Annotated in this window: 17 protein-coding genes; 14 read left to right on the forward strand and 3 right to left on the reverse strand. The window is 55.4% G+C overall.

Translation table 11 applies throughout. From position 1 onward, the window contains the following. The first annotated feature begins 237 nt into the window (after nucleotides 1-237). The 3 genes from LG297_RS05155 to LG297_RS05165 are packed head-to-tail and all read left to right on the forward strand — an operon-like array spanning nucleotide 238 to nucleotide 3,838. Nucleotides 238-1,107: an SH3 domain-containing protein gene (locus LG297_RS05155; protein WP_404425801.1), complete on the forward strand. Its 870-nt coding sequence runs from the start codon at nucleotides 238-240 to the stop codon at nucleotides 1,105-1,107. After that, a complete protein-coding gene (locus LG297_RS05160; protein WP_404425803.1) occupies nucleotides 1,107-2,801 on the forward strand; it encodes a hypothetical protein in 1,695 nt (564 codons plus the stop codon). The genes LG297_RS05155 and LG297_RS05160 overlap by 1 nt, the downstream gene beginning before the upstream one ends. An 8-nt stretch (nucleotides 2,802-2,809) precedes the next feature. Then, entirely contained in the window at nucleotides 2,810-3,838 is a 1,029-nt protein-coding gene (locus LG297_RS05165; RefSeq protein ID WP_404425805.1) for a hypothetical protein, read from the forward strand. 29 nt (nucleotides 3,839-3,867) lie between these two features. Here the strand turns inward: LG297_RS05165 and argE are convergent, their stop codons facing one another. After that, complete coding sequence (gene argE, locus LG297_RS05170; protein ID WP_404425807.1) at nucleotides 3,868-5,055, reverse strand: acetylornithine deacetylase; 1,188 nt, start codon at nucleotides 5,053-5,055, stop codon at nucleotides 3,868-3,870. Further along, nucleotides 5,052-5,819, reverse strand: a complete 768-nt coding sequence (locus LG297_RS05175; protein ID WP_404425809.1) for an NAD kinase — start codon at nucleotides 5,817-5,819, stop codon at nucleotides 5,052-5,054. The genes argE and LG297_RS05175 overlap by 4 nt, the downstream gene beginning before the upstream one ends. A gap of 330 nt (nucleotides 5,820-6,149) precedes the next feature. Between LG297_RS05175 and LG297_RS05180 the strand changes: the two genes are divergently transcribed. The 7 genes from LG297_RS05180 to LG297_RS05210 all read left to right on the forward strand — a co-directional run bounded on the left by LG297_RS05180 (nucleotide 6,150) and on the right by LG297_RS05210 (nucleotide 12,947). Further along, on the forward strand, nucleotides 6,150-6,875 hold the full coding sequence (locus tag LG297_RS05180; RefSeq protein ID WP_404425811.1) for a TetR/AcrR family transcriptional regulator: 726 nt from the start codon (nucleotides 6,150-6,152) through the stop codon (nucleotides 6,873-6,875). Between the two features lie 146 nt (nucleotides 6,876-7,021). Then, a complete protein-coding gene (locus LG297_RS05185) occupies nucleotides 7,022-7,945 on the forward strand; it encodes a sulfurtransferase (RefSeq protein WP_404425813.1) in 924 nt (307 codons plus the stop codon). Nucleotides 7,946-8,051: 106 nt separating this feature from the next. Further along, nucleotides 8,052-9,260 (forward strand): YeeE/YedE family protein, encoded by a 1,209-nt coding sequence (locus tag LG297_RS05190; RefSeq protein ID WP_404425815.1) that lies wholly within the window; start codon nucleotides 8,052-8,054, stop codon nucleotides 9,258-9,260. A 534-nt stretch (nucleotides 9,261-9,794) separates the two neighbouring features. Further along, nucleotides 9,795-10,250, forward strand: coding sequence for a hypothetical protein (locus tag LG297_RS05195; protein ID WP_404425817.1), 456 nt, complete (start codon nucleotides 9,795-9,797; stop codon nucleotides 10,248-10,250). Next, a complete protein-coding gene (locus LG297_RS05200; protein ID WP_404425819.1) occupies nucleotides 10,247-10,630 on the forward strand; it encodes an HNH endonuclease in 384 nt (127 codons plus the stop codon). The genes LG297_RS05195 and LG297_RS05200 overlap by 4 nt, the downstream gene beginning before the upstream one ends. Nucleotides 10,631-10,925: 295 nt before the next feature. Continuing rightward, a complete protein-coding gene (locus LG297_RS05205) occupies nucleotides 10,926-12,659 on the forward strand; it encodes a DEAD/DEAH box helicase (protein WP_404425821.1) in 1,734 nt (577 codons plus the stop codon). 78 nt (nucleotides 12,660-12,737) lie between these two features. Continuing rightward, nucleotides 12,738-12,947, forward strand: coding sequence for a cold-shock protein (locus LG297_RS05210; protein WP_007090722.1), 210 nt, complete (start codon nucleotides 12,738-12,740; stop codon nucleotides 12,945-12,947). Nucleotides 12,948-13,036: 89 nt separating this feature from the next. Here the strand turns inward: LG297_RS05210 and LG297_RS05215 are convergent, their stop codons facing one another. After that, nucleotides 13,037-13,714, reverse strand: coding sequence for a FadR/GntR family transcriptional regulator (locus LG297_RS05215; protein WP_404425824.1), 678 nt, complete (start codon nucleotides 13,712-13,714; stop codon nucleotides 13,037-13,039). Nucleotides 13,715-13,918: 204 nt separating this feature from the next. Here LG297_RS05215 and LG297_RS05220 point away from each other — a divergent pair, with 204 nt between their 5' ends. From LG297_RS05220 to LG297_RS05235, 4 genes are read left to right on the forward strand one after another with little or no spacing between them, the layout of a single operon-like run. Then, nucleotides 13,919-14,701, forward strand: a complete 783-nt coding sequence (locus LG297_RS05220; RefSeq protein WP_404425826.1) for a transporter substrate-binding domain-containing protein — start codon at nucleotides 13,919-13,921, stop codon at nucleotides 14,699-14,701. A 54-nt stretch (nucleotides 14,702-14,755) separates the two neighbouring features. Then, a complete protein-coding gene (locus LG297_RS05225; protein ID WP_404425828.1) occupies nucleotides 14,756-15,427 on the forward strand; it encodes an amino acid ABC transporter permease in 672 nt (223 codons plus the stop codon). Further along, nucleotides 15,420-16,073 (forward strand): amino acid ABC transporter permease, encoded by a 654-nt coding sequence (locus LG297_RS05230; RefSeq protein WP_062952667.1) that lies wholly within the window; start codon nucleotides 15,420-15,422, stop codon nucleotides 16,071-16,073. Before LG297_RS05225 ends, LG297_RS05230 begins: the two co-directional genes overlap by 8 nt. Next, the gene (locus tag LG297_RS05235) at nucleotides 16,060-16,788 is read left to right on the forward strand and encodes an amino acid ABC transporter ATP-binding protein (RefSeq protein ID WP_404425831.1); all 729 of its coding nucleotides are present in this window, start codon (nucleotides 16,060-16,062) and stop codon (nucleotides 16,786-16,788) included. Before LG297_RS05230 ends, LG297_RS05235 begins: the two co-directional genes overlap by 14 nt. The last annotated feature ends 51 nt before the right edge of the window (nucleotides 16,789-16,839 follow it).

Below are 16,839 nucleotides of genomic sequence, written 5' to 3' on the forward strand. Positions count from 1 at the left end.
GGGCTTGACGTCAAGTTGTGAATTTTCCCCATCCATTTGGGCGGTTTTCAACTTGCAGGCGCTATCCCTTTGTATCGGAAGGCGAATATGTTGATTTCTGTTTCATTGATAGTGATTTTTTTCAAGCAATTTAATTGCTTTTGCGTGTGTTCGACGTGCATTGACATCTAAAAGTTTAGTTCGATAAATCTTTATTAGGGACAGTCTTCAGGTTTGAAACCAAAGGGGTATTTTTTTATGAATAAAGCTGTTTTGCGCGGCACGACCGCGCTGGTTCTGATGTCTGTACTCGCACTTGGCGGATGTAATAAAACGACGGGGCAGACCGTCGGCTCCATCGTAGGGGTGGTCGGGGGGACACTGCTGGGCGCGCAGTTCGGTAGCGGAACCGGTCAGCTTGTCGCAACCGCCATCGGGGCGACGGCGGGCTATATGATTGGTGACTGGGTCGGTGGAATGCTTGATCCCAAAGATGCCGAAGCCGTGCAGCAGACCACCACTCAGACCCTGAATGCCGGAAATGACGGTGAAACAGTTACCTGGAATAACCCTGATACCGGGGCAAGTGCCGAAATCGTCCCGACCAATACCCGGCAGGTGGCCGCCAAGGTGGATGTACAGCGTCCGAAAGTCGTGGCTAGCCCAGTGGGCATGACGATTGTGGGTGAAGAGCGTGTGATCACCAAAGGGGCCAATGTCCGTTCCGCGCCTTCGACGGATTCAGATGTCCTGACAGGGTTGCGGGCGGGGGACCGTATCAACGCGGTTGGTAGTGTTGCCAACGGCAACTGGTATTTGGTCGGGCGTGATGGCAAGGCCATTGGATATGTGTATCACACGCTTTTGGCAGAGCCGAACGCGGCTCCCGATATACAGATGACTGCAGCAGATATGACACAAGATTCCGAAGCAGCGAAAATTGCGGAGGAAGAGGTTATCGAGCGCGATAGCGACGTCATTGACCTTGATGCAGAGTTCGAGACCGAGACATTGATCGTGCAAACGACCTGCCGCGATGTTTCGATGACCGTCAGTGACGGCAGCGAGAGCGAGCAGAAAAACTATTCGGCCTGCAAGTCGCCGGATGGTGTCTGGGAGCTGGGTTGATGGGATATCGGCGTTTTATTTTGGCACCGCTGATGATATCAGCGGTGGCTTTGTCATTGCCGTTTGACGTTGAAGCGGCAGAAACAAAGCAGATCGCGCGGTCCTCGAAGCTTGGCATCGAGCTGTTTGGCGTCGGGGGCGATAATTGGTGCAAAGCGGATGCGCATTTGAAGCTTGCACGCAACGCCGACAGTCCTTTGGTCGATAAGGAAGAAACCCTTTTTCCGACAATCGCAAAGGTATTTGACGCGGAATGCCCGCAGATGGAAACCGCGAGGATCGAGGTAACCGACAGTGCCGGGACTCTGACACGCAACTTCCGAATTGCGAAGGCCAGTGGGTGGGCTATTGCACCTGAGGCTACGGTGGGTGATCCTGCTCAGAAAACTACGGAGAATGTGACGCCGAAAGCCGATGTCGCGAACAGAGAAACAGCTGAAGCGCCGCCAGCGCCGACTGTTGCAAAGCAGGAAAAGCCGGTTGTTGTTAAGGAGAAGCAGCCGGATGTAAAGCCGGTAGCTCTAACTACTGCTAATGTATTTCTCCTGGTGGCAAAATATTACCCTGAAGCGCTGCAAGACGATTTGTTCATTTATCAAATTGCTACGCTGCAAAGTTGCAAGCAGTACGATGAGGTATGGAGCAACGAGTTTGATCTGCGTGACTGGCGTGAGAAAATCCGGCCAGAAGTAATGTCAATGCCGCAATCTGCGGTGAATGTTTTCGAATTTTCCTTTGATTTCTGGGTGGACCGCAACTACGACTTTGAGAGTTCGATGCTGGATATCGGTGGTTTTACACCGAACAATCGAAAGTTCGAGACTTCCTGCTCATACCGTAGCGGGAATTTCGCCAAGAATACCATCGGTGGCGAGGTTCAGGTCAGCTTTGAAAGCCTTCCGGACAGTTTCAATCATGAAATCTATTTGCCCGGTGATCTGGGGCGCAGCGCGGTGGACCGGTTAGAGAAAGCGGATAACAAAATCCGCGTTACTTATCTGGCTCGGCTGAAAGATGATGGCTTGGAAGATAAAGATTGGGCAAAGTACTACAAGCTTCAGGCGGAATTTATTGACGTTAAAATCTTTACTGGCGAGAAGCTCGACTATCTGCTGGTCCATCATGATGAAGCCAAGTTTATTGCCGCGCGTGAACAGCATATGGCCGAAGTGAGGAAGGCCGCAGAAGAACAGCGTCGGGCCGAGGAAGAACGTCTTGCCGCCCAGCGCAGCCACGAAGAAGAGTTGCGCCGTGTTCAGCAGGAACGCGAGGATGCGCAAGCGCAAAAGCTTTATGACAGTCTTGCCGGAGATGGTGTCGTTCCGGCCAAGCTTGCGGCCCTGTATCACGATGGCAATCCGTCTTTTGACAATCCCTATGATATTGCCGCCAGCGCCTTTTCTCGCGGCCAGAAATTTCCGGTTCGGGCTTTTGTCGAGGTCGGAGAGCGCGACAGTGTCGGTTATCGCGCCAAATGGCCATCGCGTGTCTATCTGACGGGGGAGGGGCTAGAAGAAGGTGATTGGTATTTTGTTTCCGGCATGGGGGACGGCCAGAAGATCGATAGAGCGCTTTATAGCGTTATATCAGTTGATAGGGCGACGAAATGTGCGGACCGGATTTGCATGAACAACGATGATGTGGCGGCCTATGTACGGTCTCAATATCCGAAATGGTCAGGTGCAGGGGAATAGGTGTGGATATGGAACAGAGTAACAATCATGTGTCCGAGCCTTCCCGAAAAGGCCGTAAAAAAATCGGATTGATTGCAGGTGTCGTTGCGGTTTTGGTCCTCGCGGGGGGATATTTCGGCTTTCAAAGTCATATCGCAGATGAAGCCGAAATCGAGATTGCCCGGTTTCTGCGTGAAAACGAACTTGATCGCGATATCCGCTATCGGGACATCGATGCGTCCCTTATCGGGCAAAGCGTGACATTGCATAATGTGCGACTGAGTTTGCAGGGCGCAGAGGGCACAGTCGGGGCTTTGACCGTTTCGAACTACGATCTTGATGAGCGTAGCGGGCAGTTGCGAAGTGTTGATTTTGCTCTGGAGGACGTTGATTTTCCAATTGCAGCGAGTTCGTTCGGGCTGTTTGGCGCACCATCTCCGTTTCTGATCGGGATGGATGCCGTGCGCGGCGACATTGGCATTGAATATGAATACGATATTGCCAAAGGGGATGTGTCGGCATCACTGGATATTTACATGCCGGATTTGTTTGATAGCGAGTTCGACGTCAGCATCAGCCGTTTTACGGCTCCCCCGGTCGAGCGTTTTTCCGTGCGTGGCTTTAATGCGATGGGGCAGATGCTTGATGACATGGGCAAGGCTGATCTGAATTCGGTTTCTCTGCGTTTGAGGGATCGGGGGCTTAAAGACCGGATCGCCGAATATGTCAGTGTGAAAAACGGTGCAGCGCTTGACGGGGCAGCCTATCGCAAGGAGCTTTTCCGCAAGCTGGATCATCAAATTTCGGAAAATCCGCCTAAAAGCCGGTTCGAGAATGATATGGCCAGGGTGACCAGATCAATACTCGATGCATCCGGGGGAACTTTGACGCTTGCCTATGAACCGCAATATCCGACACCGTTTGAAGATATTGGAGCTGCTGCATTCGAGCTTATGTTTGGCGGCATTGGCAGCCTTGGAAAACAGGCATCCCGCAATGGGGATGCCTTGTCAGACATGATTGATCGCGATGTGTTGAAAATCGAGTTCGATAGCTGATTAATCAGGAGGCCGTCTGGTGTGGAAATTTATTTCCGCACCAGTACCGCCAGCAGTTTATCAAGGAACTTTTCGCAGCGGGCGAGCTGGTCGAGTTCGATGAATTCGTCGGGTTTGTGGGCCTGTTCGATGCTTCCAGGGCCGCAGACGACGGTGGGGATATCGCCCATCGCCGAGAAAACGCCGGCTTCGGTGCCGAAGCTGACCTTGCCGGTGGTGTTGGCCCCGGTCAGTTCCATGACCAGTCTGGTGACTTCCTCGTCATCGCCGGTAGCGAGGCCGGGCATGTCGGAGACGACTTCGATTTCGACCCCGACATCGTCGTAAATTTCGCGCATTTGCGGGATCAGGGTGTTGTCGAGATAATCGAAAATCAGGCCCTTAAGTTCGTTGCGGTCATGATTGGGCAGATTGCGGAATTCGAAATCGACATAGCAATCCTGCGGAATGATGTTGAGCTGCGTGCCGCCATGGATCACGCCGCTGTGGAAGGTCGTGTGATTGGGCACGAATTCATCGTCATGCGGGCCTTCATCGCGGAATTTTTGGCCAAGGCGGCGCAGGAAAACGACAAATTCGGCGGCATATTCAACCGCATTGACACCTTCGCCCGGAAGCGATGAATGACCCGACCAGCCGGTGAAATGCGCACGGGCGGAATATTTGCCTTTATGCTGGGTGATGACCTGCATGTTGGTGGGTTCGCCCACAATGCACATGGCGGGTTTATGGGGCAGGGCATTGATCGCCTCGACCAGGCTGGGCACGCCAAGGCAGCCGACTTCCTCGTCATAGGTGAAGGCCAGATGGATCGGCACGCGCAGATCGGCATTTTTGAAGGCTTCGGCCTTGGCCAGAAGGCATGCCAGAAAGCCTTTCATGTCACATGCCCCGCGGCCATAAAGCCTGTCGCCACGGATATCGGTGGTGAAGGGATCGGATGCCCAGTTCTGGCCTTCGACCGGGACCACGTCGCTGTGGCCTGACAGGATCACGCCACCGTCAACCGCCGGGCCGATGGTGGCATAAAGGTTGGCCTTGCTTTTGGTTTCGTCAAACACGACCGCACACAGATAGCCGAGATCTTCCAGATAGCTTTGCGCCTGTTCGATCAGGGCAAGGTTCGGGGTCAGGCTGACGCTGGGATGGCTGATCAGCTTGGCAAGCCAGTCAAGGGTTGCAGCAGACGGCATTGCGGTGGTGTTGGCGGCACTCATTCGACGAATTGTTCCTTAAGAATACGTTCTTCGAGATTGTGTTCGGGATCGAACAGCAATTTGATTTTCATGTTGCTGTCTTCGCGGATCATCACGCGCGAGACATCGCGAACCTCGGTATAATCGGCCACGGCGGAAACCGGGCGTTTTTGCGGGTCCTGCACATCAAAAACGACTTCGGCCCCGTGCGGCAAAAGCGCACCGCGCCAGCGACGCGGGCGAAACGGGCTGATCGGGGTCAGGGCCATAAGACCGCTTCCCATCGGCAGGATCGGACCGTGTGCCGACAGGTTATAGGCGGTACTTCCGGCAGGCGTGCAGACCAGTGCGCCATCGCACACCAGTTCGGCCAGCCGTTCAACCCCGTCGATCTTGATGCGCAGTTTTGCGGCCTGCCGGGTTTCGCGCAGAAGTGATACCTCGTTAATCGCCAGCGCACACAGGCTTTCGCCCTGCATGGTGTGGGCTTCCATCTGGAGCGGGTGCAGTTCAACCGTCTGGGCCTCTGCGATGCGTTCGGGCAGGTCGATTTCGCGGAACTCGTTCATCAGGAAGCCGACAGTGCCCCGGTTCATGCCATAGATCGGCACCTTGCGGCCCATATAGCGATGCAGGGTTTCCAGCATGAAACCATCGCCGCCAAGGGCGACAATGACATCGGCGATGTCGGGCGAAACATGGCCATAGCGATGCTTTAACCGGTACATCGCGTCCTGGGCAATTTTGGTGTCGGCTGCGACAAAGGCGATGGAATGAATATGCATCTGCTTTCCGATCGAATGCGATCCTGTCATCGCATGCCACCATAATCGTGTCAGGGTGGCGTTGGGCTTGGACGTAAGGTAGGCTTTGACGCGTGTTTTCCGGCACGTGCTTCCGGCCTGCCTCCGGCCCGGATATGGGGGCCGGATCACGGCCCCGCAATCCCGTAATAGAGACCGGTTTGCATTGAATTGCAAGGGGCTGGATGATGAAACGGGTCGGGATGATGTGCGCAGGGTCACGCCTGGCACTGCGTGCTCTTATATTGACCTCGGGACAAAAACAGAGGAACCTTGGGCAGCCTTTTTATCCATGGCACAAGATATAAAATCATGAGCAAGTCGCCCTTTAGCATTACCGCCGCACTGGCCCGGATTTCCCATCCGGATGATCCGGTGGATGAGAGGGCGATTGAAAACGCGCTTGCCGAACATTCGCAAAATGCGGTGGCGACGACACGCCAACCCCGCAATCCGCAGGCAACCCGCAAGCTGATCCTTGACGCGGCATTTTATGAGATCCGCATGGCCGGGTTTGCCGGGGCATCGATCAATCAGATACTGGAGCGGACCGGCACAACCAAGGGGGCGCTGTATCACCACTTCCCCGGCAAGGCGAAACTGGTTCATGCGGTGATCGAGGAATGTTTGCCGCAATATATCGATGATGTCTGGCTCAAGCCGCTTGATGGCGAGGAAGATATTCTGCCGGTCATGATGGGGCAGGTCGATAGCCTTGGCACCAAAGATGCGCCGAAACTGCTTGAAGGCGGTTGTCCTTTGGCGCGGCTGGCATCGGGGGCAGCGGAACTTGATGAAAATCTGCGCAAGCGGATTGATGGGGTTTACCGGTATTGGCGGCGCGGACTGGCGCTTCATCTGGGCCACGGGCAGTTCAATAAAACCATTCGCACCGATATCGAACCGTCATCGGTTGCGGAATTCATCATTGCCATATTGCATGGGTTCCTGACCCGCCCGCCCGCCTTGCGCAACAGTGAAACCCATGATGCGTTTGCGCGGGAATATGCGCGGTATCTGAACGGGTTGCGGCCCTAGCGTTTAAAGGCGGCAAGGGGGGCTCAATTAACGGTGTTGCAAATTATAACAAAAAATAACTGTTATTACAGATTAATTGACATTTAATGCATGGTGATTATATAAGTTTCACAGATTTCTAATTCACCAAATCGGAGACAGGCCCCATGCGTTCTCTTATTCTTTCTGCCGTTGCGGCAGTGGCGATTGTCTTTGCGGGTTCTGCCGCACAGGCCGAGCGCCTGACCGAAAAGCCGCTGGTTGATGCGGCGTGGCTTTCGGATAATCTTGATAACCCGTCATTGGTGGTTGTCGATATCCGGTCGCTGACCAAGGAAGGCAGCCCCTATGATGCCGGGCATATTCCGGGGGCGGTGTTTGCGCCTTATGGCAAGTTCGGCTGGCGGGCCAAGGTGGGCGATGTTGTCGGCCAGTTGCCGCCGGTTGATGTGATTTCGGCCCGGATCGGCAGCCTTGGCATTGATAATGACAAACAGGTTGTTGTCGTGCCGGCCGGTCAGAACAGTTCGGATTTCGGTTCGGCAACCCGTGTATATTGGACCTTCAAGGTGCTGGGCCATGATGCGGTGACCATCCTTGATGGCGGGCAGCGTGCATGGGAAGCAGCGGGCAAGCCGGTTTCAACCGATGCGGTTGCCCCGCAAGCCGTGGCTTTCAATGCCAATTTCCGACCGGAGCTTCTGGCGTCCGCCGATGATGTTGCCAAGGCGCGTGAAAACGGTGTTGCGCTGGTCGATGCGCGTCCGTCGGCACAGTTCCGCGGCGAACAGACCAGCCCCGTCGTGGCGCGTGCCGGTGCGATCCCCGGTGCGGTCAATATCGAACAGTCGGCCTTTTATGACGATCAGAAAGGCCAGTTTGTTGCATCCGATGTGATCAGTGGCCTTGTTGAAAATGCCGGTGTGTCGAAAGACGGTGATGAAATCACCTATTGCAATACCGGCCATTGGGCATCGGTTGCGTGGTTTGGCCTTTCGGAAGTGATGGGAAACAAAAACACCCGCATGTATGATGGCTCCATGGCCGAATGGGCGGCTGATCCGTCGCGCGAAGTGGTTGTTCCGGAATAATTCGGAAATACGGCGTAACGCCCCTATAATACGCGATGTTTTGACGGAACCGGGTTGCCCGGTTCCGTTCGTTTTCAGGTTTCCAGTCAGATAGAGCGTCACCACCATGTCTGAAACGACCCTTAATGTCCGTGCTTCGGGCTTTAGTTTTGACAAAGGGCCCGCAGCCGTCACGGCCATCCTGTTTGTGATTGTCGCGGTGCTGATTGCGCAGGCGGTCGATATCCATCAGGCCGTGCTTTATGGCCTTGGCGGGTTGCTGGGCATTGCCCTTTATCATGCGTCATTCGGTTTTACCGGCGGCTGGAGGCGGTTTTCGGTCGAAAAGCGTGGCCGCGCGATGCGGGCCCAGCTTTTGATGATTGGCGTTGCCACGGCGGCGTTTATTCCGTTGCTGGCGATTGGCGCACCACTTGGCACCCCGATTGTCGGCGCGGTGGCCCCGGTTGGTGTTTCGGTTCTGGTCGGTGCGTTCATGTTCGGCCTTGGCATGCAGCTTGGCGGCGGATGCGGATCGGGAACGCTGTTTACGGTTGGCGGCGGCAGTGCGCGCATGTTGCTGACCCTTGTGTTCTTTATCCTGGGCGCTGTGATCGGCACCGCGCATTTGCCGATGTGGCTTGAACTGCCATCGCTTCCCCCCATGAGCCTTGGAACCGAATTTGGCATCTGGGGCGGATTGGGGGTGACCTTTGCCGGTCTGGTGCTGGTGGCGTTGATCACGATCTGGGTTGAAAAGCGTGCGCATGGTTCGATTGAAACCGCACCGGTGGCACCACGTGCGGGCTTTGCCCGGTTGCTGCATGGTCCGTGGCCGTTGGTCGGGACGGGTATCCTTCTGGCCGGGCTTAACGTTGCAACGCTTCTGAGTGCGGGGCATCCGTGGTCGATCACGTTCGGGTTCGGGCTTTGGGGGGCGAAGATCGCGCAAGGCATCGGTATTCCGGTCGAGACGTGGGAATTCTGGAACTGGGCCGGTCCGGCCAAGGCACTTTCAAATTCGGTGCTGGCGGATAATACGTCGGTGATGAATTTCGGCATCGTGATCGGGGCGGCATTGGCGGCAAGCCTTGCGGGTAAGTTCGCGCCCAAGGTCAAGGTACCGTTTGCATCCCTTCTGGCGGCGGCTGTTGGCGGGATATTGATGGGCTACGGGGCGCGTCTGGCGTTTGGCTGCAATATCGGTGCATTGTTTAGCGGTATCGCCTCGGGCAGCGTGCATGGCTGGCTCTGGTTTGTGATGGCCTTTGCCGGAAGCTGGATCGGGATTGCGCTACGCCCGGTATTTGGCATGGACGGATTTAAAAAGTCATGAGTGAAAAAAATACAATCCTGTTTGGCGCGGTGTTCCTTGCGGCCAGCGGTGCGGTGGCGTTTGATCATTTCAATCACACCAAGGCACCAGTCAATCCGCCCGCAATATCCAACCCGGTCAACAATCCGGCGACGGGGGGCAACCCATGTGCGGGTAATCCGTGTGGCGCAAACCCTTGCTCGGCGAACCCCTGTTCTGCCAATCCGTGTGCCGCCAATCCTTGCGCAGGATATAATCCCTGTGGGGCAAATCCCTGTGCCGCAGCGCCGTGCAGTGCCAGCCCCTGCGCAGCAAATCCGTGCGGCGCCTACAATCCATGCGGGGTCGGGAACCCTTGCGCGGCTTCGCCCTGTGGCGCCGGATATGCCCAGGCTCCCTGCGCACCGGTAAATCCGCGCCACGAATATATGAACCCGTGTGCTGCGACCAATCCTTGCGGGGCTGGGAGCCCTTGCGCTGCCAACTAACGTTTTCTGTTTCACAACCCATTGGAAAAGGATAGTTTTTGATGGGGTGAGGCAGGGGACTGTGGTAATGGCGCGTAGGGATTGGACAGATCGAGAGAGGTATGCGGCGCTTAAGCTGTATTTCGAACTCGAATTTGGCCAGTTTCATAGTAAGAACAGGCAGATTATCGCTCTTGCGGAAGCGCTCGGACGAACACCAAGTTCGGTGGCGATGAAACTCGGTAACTTTGCCAGCCTTGATCCGACACTACATCGTGTCGGGTTAAAGGGAGTGAGTGCCGCGGATCGCGAACTTATGATGCGGTTCCATAACCACCCCCAACGGGTGGTCGATGAAATCGAGCGTGCGACAGACAGCTTAAATCTTCATAACATTGAAGTTTCGCAAACTATCCGTCCTGTAGAGCAACGTCAGGGGATGGCGGACGGAGCAATGTCTTTTTTGATGTATCTGGTCGCCCCACTGAAGTTTTGCGCACTCGTAAGGAGCGGCTCAATCAGGGTTTTTTTCGTCGCGCCGTGATTTCAGGTTATCGCTTCCAATGTTGTGTTTGTGGCGGGCAGCTTCATCGATTGCTTGAGGCGTCCCATATCAAGCCGCACAAAGAGGACGAGACATATCGATTGCGTCCTGACAATGGTTTGTCGTTATGCCGGAATCATCACACAGCATTTGATGAGGGTTATTGGACACTCAATCATGAATTGCGTGTTGAAGTTGATCCGCAACTTGAAAAATTTGCACACCATGATCCAATGATTGAAGCATGGTTTTTGCGCTTCGATGGGGCCGAGATTCACAAGCCTTTCCGCTATATGCCTTCGCTTGAGGCGATTGACTGGCACCGAGAAAATACGTTTTCAAAAAAAGTTCCCGCCTTTGGTCGTAAACAACCCATTTGACAAGCGCATGAAACTCTGCGCATGGTGCCCTTGTTATTTGATCGCTCCAGAAGCGTAGAGGGGACTTTATTGGCCTCGCCTGTTGAGTGATCTACCGGAAAACCGCATTGAAGGGCCCTACTACGCGGGCTTTTCCGAAAGAATATGCAAGGCGCAGAGCTGACGTAATACATTCAAGGGCCGATTCCCTTCCCTCTGCTGCCGCAATACCAAGAGATACTTTTATTTGACCCAATTTTCGGATCTCGGCCTGGCCGAGCCCGTCCTTCGCGCTCTCAAGCATGAAGGGTATGATGTGCCCACGCCGATCCAGGCGCAGGCCATCCCATCTCTCCTCGAAGGCAAAGACCTTCTGGGGATCGCACAGACCGGCACCGGCAAGACTGCTGCTTTTGCGCTGCCGATCCTGCACCGTCTTTCCAAAAATGAAACCCGCACCCCGGCCAAATCATGCCGTGTGCTTGTGCTTGCGCCGACGCGCGAACTGGCCGCCCAGATTGGCGACAGCTTCCGTGCCTATGGCCGTTTCATGAATGTTTCGGTTGCTGTTGTTGTCGGCGGGGTTGCGCATGGCCCGCAGATCAAGGCGATTACGCCGGGTGTTGACGTTCTTGTCGCAACACCGGGGCGTTTGCTTGATCACATTGATGCGGGCAAGCTGAAACTTAACAATGTCGATGTCGTCGTGCTCGACGAGGCCGATCACATGCTTGATCTTGGCTTCCTGCCGCCGATCAAACGCATCATCAAGATGCTGCCGCGTGATCGTCAGAACCTGTTCTTCTCGGCCACCATGCCGTCGCAGATCGGGCAGCTTGCCGGTGATATGCTTTCCGATCCGGTCAAGGTTTCGGTGACCCCGGTTGCCACGACCCAGGAACGTGTCGAGCAGTCGGTCTATATGATCGAGAAAAACCGCAAGCGTCAGCTTCTGGCGGAATTGCTTGATAACCCGCTTTTCAAACGTACCCTGGTCTTTACCCGCACCAAGCGCGGGGCGGATCGTGTGGCGCGTCATCTTGAAAGCTGCAAGATCAGTGCTGCCGCTATTCATGGCAATAAAAGCCAGAATCAGCGCGAACGGGCATTGAACGCGTTCAAGGATGGTCAGATCGGCGTTCTGGTCGCAACCGACATTGCCGCGCGCGGCATCGATGTCGACGGTGTGACCCACGTTGTGAATTTCGAATTGCCGAATGTCCCGGAAAGCTATGTTCACCGTATCGGTCGTACCGCACGCGGTGGGGCCAGCGGTTCGGCGATTGCATTCTGTGACGAGGAAGAACGCGGTCTTCTGCGTGATATCGAAAAAACCACCCGTCAGTCGATCCCGGTGATTGATCGTCGCGATGCCAAGGCCGCCGCCGAGCAGGACGCGATTTCAAAAGCCGAACGCGATGCCAATCCGGATCGCCGTGCCAGCAATGGTAACAGTAACGGACGTGGCCGGAATGGCGGTGGTCGTCCGGGTGCAGGTGGCCGTAACGGTCAGGGGCGCAATGACGCCCGTGGTCGTAATGATCGCAATGACCGGAGCAATGATCGTCGTCGCACCGAAGAAACCACGCGCGATGTCGCCAGCGGATCGGAAAATTCCGGCCGTTACAAGGGCGGTATCAAAGGTGGTGCGGATCGCAACGAACGCAATGATCGCAATAATGAGCGTTCTGAGCGCGCAACGGCCCGTCCGCAGGCCCGCGACGGCGCGCGTCGTGACGGTCGTGATAACCGTGATACCCGCGGCGCCAATGGTGATAGCCGGGTTCGGACACCGAAAAAGGTGACTTCGAACGGGACGGGCGGCGGTGACAACCGCATTGCATCCAACCTTTCATTCCTTGGCAGCTCGGACGAGCGCCGCACAACCGGCAACGGTGCGACTGCAAATGGTAAACCGGCAGCCCGCAACGGACGTCCGGGTCGCGCGCGCCCCGGCAAGCCGGTTGGTGGTCGTCCGGGCGCACGCCCGAATGGCGAACGCCGTTCTGAAAACAATTCCGGAAACCGCAGCAGGCGCGAAACCGCCTGAGGCAGCTTTCCAAACTGATTGGTGCATCCACGCGGGATGCACCGTAACGCCAATCGACACTCTAAAGGAGATTTAAAGATGGCAACTGGTACCGTTAAATGGTTCAACGCAACCAAAGGCTTTGGTTTCATTCAGCCGGACGAAGGCGGAAATGACGTATTCCTGCACATCAGCGCCGTTGAACGCGCTGGTATGAACCATCCGCAGGAAGGCGACAAGATCAACTACGAACTGCGCACCGACTCCCGTTCGGGCCGCGTTTCGGCTGACGATCTGACCGCTGCCTAATTCGGCTTGCCTTCGCTTGCGAAGGCGCTGATTTACGAAACCCCCATCCGGGTAACCGGGTGGGGGTTTTGTTTTACGGGTCTGCTTTTTTACGGGCGCAGGAAGGCGATATTGGCCCGGGTCGCCGCACTGAGCACATGAAAATGCATGGCATCGCGTGCGCCCGACGGATTACGGTCGCGCACATAGCGCAGGATTTGTTCATGTTCGCGAAGCGGGGCCTTGATCGCGGCCGCATTGGCAAAGGGCAGCATCTGGTTTTCATGGATGGTTTGCGCTGCCGGAAAGATCGCGGCGGCAAATAACGGATTGCCCGATGCGGACAGCAGGATTTCATGAAATTCGGTATCGGCATTGGCGGCCGTGATCAGGTCGTCTGCCTCGAACGCGGTTTGCATGTCATCGATGCTGCGTTGAAGGGTAATCAGATGATCGCGCGTGCGGGCCTGTGCGGCAAGGCCCGCGACATAGGGTTCGATCGCAAGGCGGAACTGATAGACCTGTGCGGCCTGGCGTTTCTGATTGTCATCGCGTGGTAATCCATCATGCGGATCGGCGACATAGGCACCCTTGCCGGCCTGAACCCGGATCAGCCCCATGGCTTCGAGTGTTGCCAGAGCTTCGCGCAGGCTGGCGCGGCTGATGCCGAGGGTGGCGGCCAGTTCGCGCTGGGCCGGTAAAGAGTCGCCGGGGCCTAAGCCGTTGCTTTTAATCAGATTGCGAATGGCGCGCGCGGCGCGTTCCGGGGCAGTTTCAGTGCGTATCATGCGTTTTCCATAACTGGTCTGACCAGTGGTATCAAAATTTATCCGGCGCAGAAATCCAATATATTTAAGGGTTATAGCTTTAATCAGCTTGTGATTTTTCGCAAGTGCGAAATTTATTCATAGACATTAGCATAAATTTTATGCAGATATTTTAGACAGATTAAAAATAAGTCGAAAAATCCACTTTCATACAGGTAGAGGCCAATGAACAAATTTCTGAAATCAACCATCGCCGCGATTGCCATGATTGCGGCCCCGCTGGCTGGTGCATCGGCAGGTGCGCTTGATACCATCAAGGAAGCCGGTGTTTTGAAGGTCGCCGTACCGCAGGACTTTCCGCCGTTTGGCACCGTGGGGGCGGACATGCAGCCCAAGGGTTATGACATCGACATGGCGGCCCTGATTGCAGAAGACCTTGGTGTGAAGCTTGAACTGGTGCCGGTCGCGTCCAGCAACCGCATCCCGTATCTGACCACCGGCAAGGTCGATCTGGTGATTTCCAGCCTTGGCAAAAACCCTGACCGTGAAAAGGTGATTGATTTCACCGATGCTTATGCACCGTTCTATAACGGCGTTTTTGGCCCGGCTGATATCGACGTCAAGGATGCCGAAGACCTTGCGGGGCATTCGGTTGGCGTGACGCGTGGTGCGATTGAGGATCTGGAGCTGACCAAGATTGCCCCGGCGGATCTGGAAATCAAACGTTATGAGGATAATAACGGCACGATTTCGGCCTTCCTTTCGGGCCAGGTTGACCTGATTGCGACGGGGAACGTCACAGCAGCGGCGATTATCGAGCGCAACCCGCCGCGCAAGCCGGAACCGAAATTCCTGATCAAGAACTCTCCCTGCTATGTGGGGCTGAACAAGGAAGAGGATGCATTCAAAGCCAAGGTCAACGAGATCATTGCGGCATCGATTGCCGATGGTCGTCTGAATGCGATTGCCGAAAAATGGCTTGGCATTCCGCTGCCGGAAAAACTCTGATCTTTCGTGTTGGTTGACGGATGGCTTCACCCCTGACCGGATTGCTTGGTTTCGATGGCTTATGAATTCGATTTCGGTGCAATTGTCCCGCATTGGCAATTGCTGCTTGACGGGGTTGTTCTGACAACCGAACTGACCGTCATCGGGGCTGTGGTTGGCGTCAGTCTGGGAACTTTGGGGGCGTGGGCGCGCGCATCGCGTGCCCCCGTCATCAGCCAGATCGTCGGCATATATGTGGAACTGATCCGCAATACGCCGTTTCTGGTGCAGTTGTTCTTTATCTTTTTCGGGCTTCCGGCACTTGGCATGAAGCTTAGTGAATTTCAGGCCGCCCTTCTGGCGATGATTGTCAATCTTGGGGCCTATTCGACCGAAATCATCCGGGCCGGTATCCTTGCGATCCCCAAGGGGCAGATCGAGGCGGCCCAAAGCCTTGCGATGAACCGGGTGCAGATTTTCCGGTATGTCATTATCCGACCGGCGCTCAAGAAAATCTGGCCGGCACTTTCAAGCCAGATCGTGATTGTCATGTTGGGATCGTCGGTCTGTTCGCAGATCGCGGCCGAGGAACTGACCTTTGCGGCGAACTATATCCAGGCCGTCAATTTCCGCGCCTTCGAGGTCTATTTCGTGGCGACCGCGCTTTATCTGGTGATGTCGGTTCTGCTGCGCTGGATTTTGAAGATATTCGGCAACTTCCTGTTTGAGCGGCGCAGTCATGTCTGAATTTACCCTTTGGGATATTGTTTATAATCTGCTGCTGGCTGCACGCTGGACGGTATTGTTGTCGCTGACCGCTTTTGTGCTGGGCGGGATTGTCGGGCTTTTGCTTTTGATGGTTCGGACCGCCGGCAATCCGTGGGTGATGCGACTGGTGCGCGGCTATGTGGAACTGTTTCAGGGCACGCCGCTTTTGATGCAGCTATTCATCGTGTTCTTCGGTCTGCCGCTGATCGGGATTGATGTGTCGCCCTGGATCGCAGCGATGTTGGGGTTAACGCTGTTTACCAGTGCGTTTCTGACCGAAATCTGGCGGGGGTGCGTTGAATCCATCGGGCTTGGCCAATGGGAAGCATCGGCAAGCCTTGGCATGAATTTCCGCCAGCAGATGCGCTATATCATTCTGCCGCAGGCGCTTCGTATTGCGGTGCCGCCGACAGTCGGTTTTTCGGTGCAGGTGGTCAAGGGAACGGCGGTTGCCTCGATCATTGGTTTTGTCGAACTGACCAAGGCCGGGACCATGATCACCAACGCGACCTATGCGCCGTTTACGGTCTATGGCTGTGTGGCGGTGATGTATTTCCTGATCTGTTTCCCGCTTTCGCTTTATGCCCGCCATCTGGAAGGAAAACTTCGTCATGTCGCTCGTTGAACTGCACGCTATCCATAAAAGCTTTGGCGAGCTCGAAGTCCTCAAAGGCATTGATCTTAAGATCGAAGAAGGGCAGGTGATTGCCCTGATCGGGAAAAGCGGATCGGGCAAAAGCACGCTTTTGCGCACCATCAACGGCCTTGAGACCATCAATGACGGCACGATCATGGTGGCGGGCAAGAAGGTCGGGGATCGCGATACAGATGTGCTTACGCTGCGGCTTAATGTCGGCATGGTGTTTCAGCAGTTCAATCTGTTCCCGCATTATACGGCGCTTGAAAACGTGATGCTGTCGCCGCAGGTCGTGAAAAAGCAGTCAAAGGCCGAGGCGAAAAAAGTGGCCGAGGAAATGCTGGCCAAGGTCGGGCTTGCCGACAAGATGATGCATTACCCCGATCAGCTTTCAGGCGGGCAGCAGCAGCGCGTGGCGATTGCGCGTGCCCTTGCCATGAAGCCGCGTGTGTTGCTGTGTGACGAGGTGACATCGGCGCTTGATCCCGAACTGGTGAACGAGGTTCTGGCCGTCGTGCGCCAGCTTGCCGAGGAAGGCATGACATTGGTGATGGTAACGCACGAAATGCGTTTCGCGCGCGAGGTGTGCGACAAACTGGTTTTCATGCATCAGGGCCGCATTCATGAAAGCGGTGCCCCCGAAGACGTTTTTGCCAATCCGAAAACCCCGGAACTTGCCAGCTTTGTCGGCGGGCTTGCCTAGCCGCGTCGTGCCGGGATTGTGACAATTTCACAGGTTTGCAATTGTGGGTAT

The sequence above is a fragment of the Thalassospira australica genome, assembly GCF_044790785.1.
GTDB classification, from domain to species: Bacteria; Pseudomonadota; Alphaproteobacteria; order Rhodospirillales; family Thalassospiraceae; genus Thalassospira; species Thalassospira australica_A.

Bases quoted from the DNA above. Each gene is read 5' to 3' on its own strand.
- LG297_RS05155 (WP_404425801.1), top strand. From the start codon at position 238: ATGAATAAAGCTGTTTTGCGCGGCACGACCGCGCTGGTTCTGATGTCT.
- LG297_RS05160 (WP_404425803.1), top strand. From the start codon at position 1,107: ATGGGATATCGGCGTTTTATTTTGGCACCGCTGATGATATCAGCGGTG.
- LG297_RS05165 (WP_404425805.1), top strand. From the start codon at position 2,810: ATGGAACAGAGTAACAATCATGTGTCCGAGCCTTCCCGAAAAGGCCGT.
- argE (WP_404425807.1), bottom strand. From the start codon at position 5,055: ATGAGTGCCGCCAACACCACCGCAATGCCGTCTGCTGCAACCCTTGAC.
- LG297_RS05175 (WP_404425809.1), bottom strand. From the start codon at position 5,819: ATGCATATTCATTCCATCGCCTTTGTCGCAGCCGACACCAAAATTGCC.
- LG297_RS05180 (WP_404425811.1), top strand. From the start codon at position 6,150: ATGAGCAAGTCGCCCTTTAGCATTACCGCCGCACTGGCCCGGATTTCC.
- LG297_RS05185 (WP_404425813.1), top strand. From the start codon at position 7,022: ATGCGTTCTCTTATTCTTTCTGCCGTTGCGGCAGTGGCGATTGTCTTT.
- LG297_RS05190 (WP_404425815.1), top strand. From the start codon at position 8,052: ATGTCTGAAACGACCCTTAATGTCCGTGCTTCGGGCTTTAGTTTTGAC.
- LG297_RS05195 (WP_404425817.1), top strand. From the start codon at position 9,795: ATGGCGCGTAGGGATTGGACAGATCGAGAGAGGTATGCGGCGCTTAAG.
- LG297_RS05210 (WP_007090722.1), top strand. From the start codon at position 12,738: ATGGCAACTGGTACCGTTAAATGGTTCAACGCAACCAAAGGCTTTGGT.
- LG297_RS05215 (WP_404425824.1), bottom strand. From the start codon at position 13,714: ATGATACGCACTGAAACTGCCCCGGAACGCGCCGCGCGCGCCATTCGC.
- LG297_RS05220 (WP_404425826.1), top strand. From the start codon at position 13,919: ATGAACAAATTTCTGAAATCAACCATCGCCGCGATTGCCATGATTGCG.
- LG297_RS05225 (WP_404425828.1), top strand. From the start codon at position 14,756: ATGGCTTATGAATTCGATTTCGGTGCAATTGTCCCGCATTGGCAATTG.
- LG297_RS05230 (WP_062952667.1), top strand. From the start codon at position 15,420: ATGTCTGAATTTACCCTTTGGGATATTGTTTATAATCTGCTGCTGGCT.
- LG297_RS05235 (WP_404425831.1), top strand. From the start codon at position 16,060: ATGTCGCTCGTTGAACTGCACGCTATCCATAAAAGCTTTGGCGAGCTC.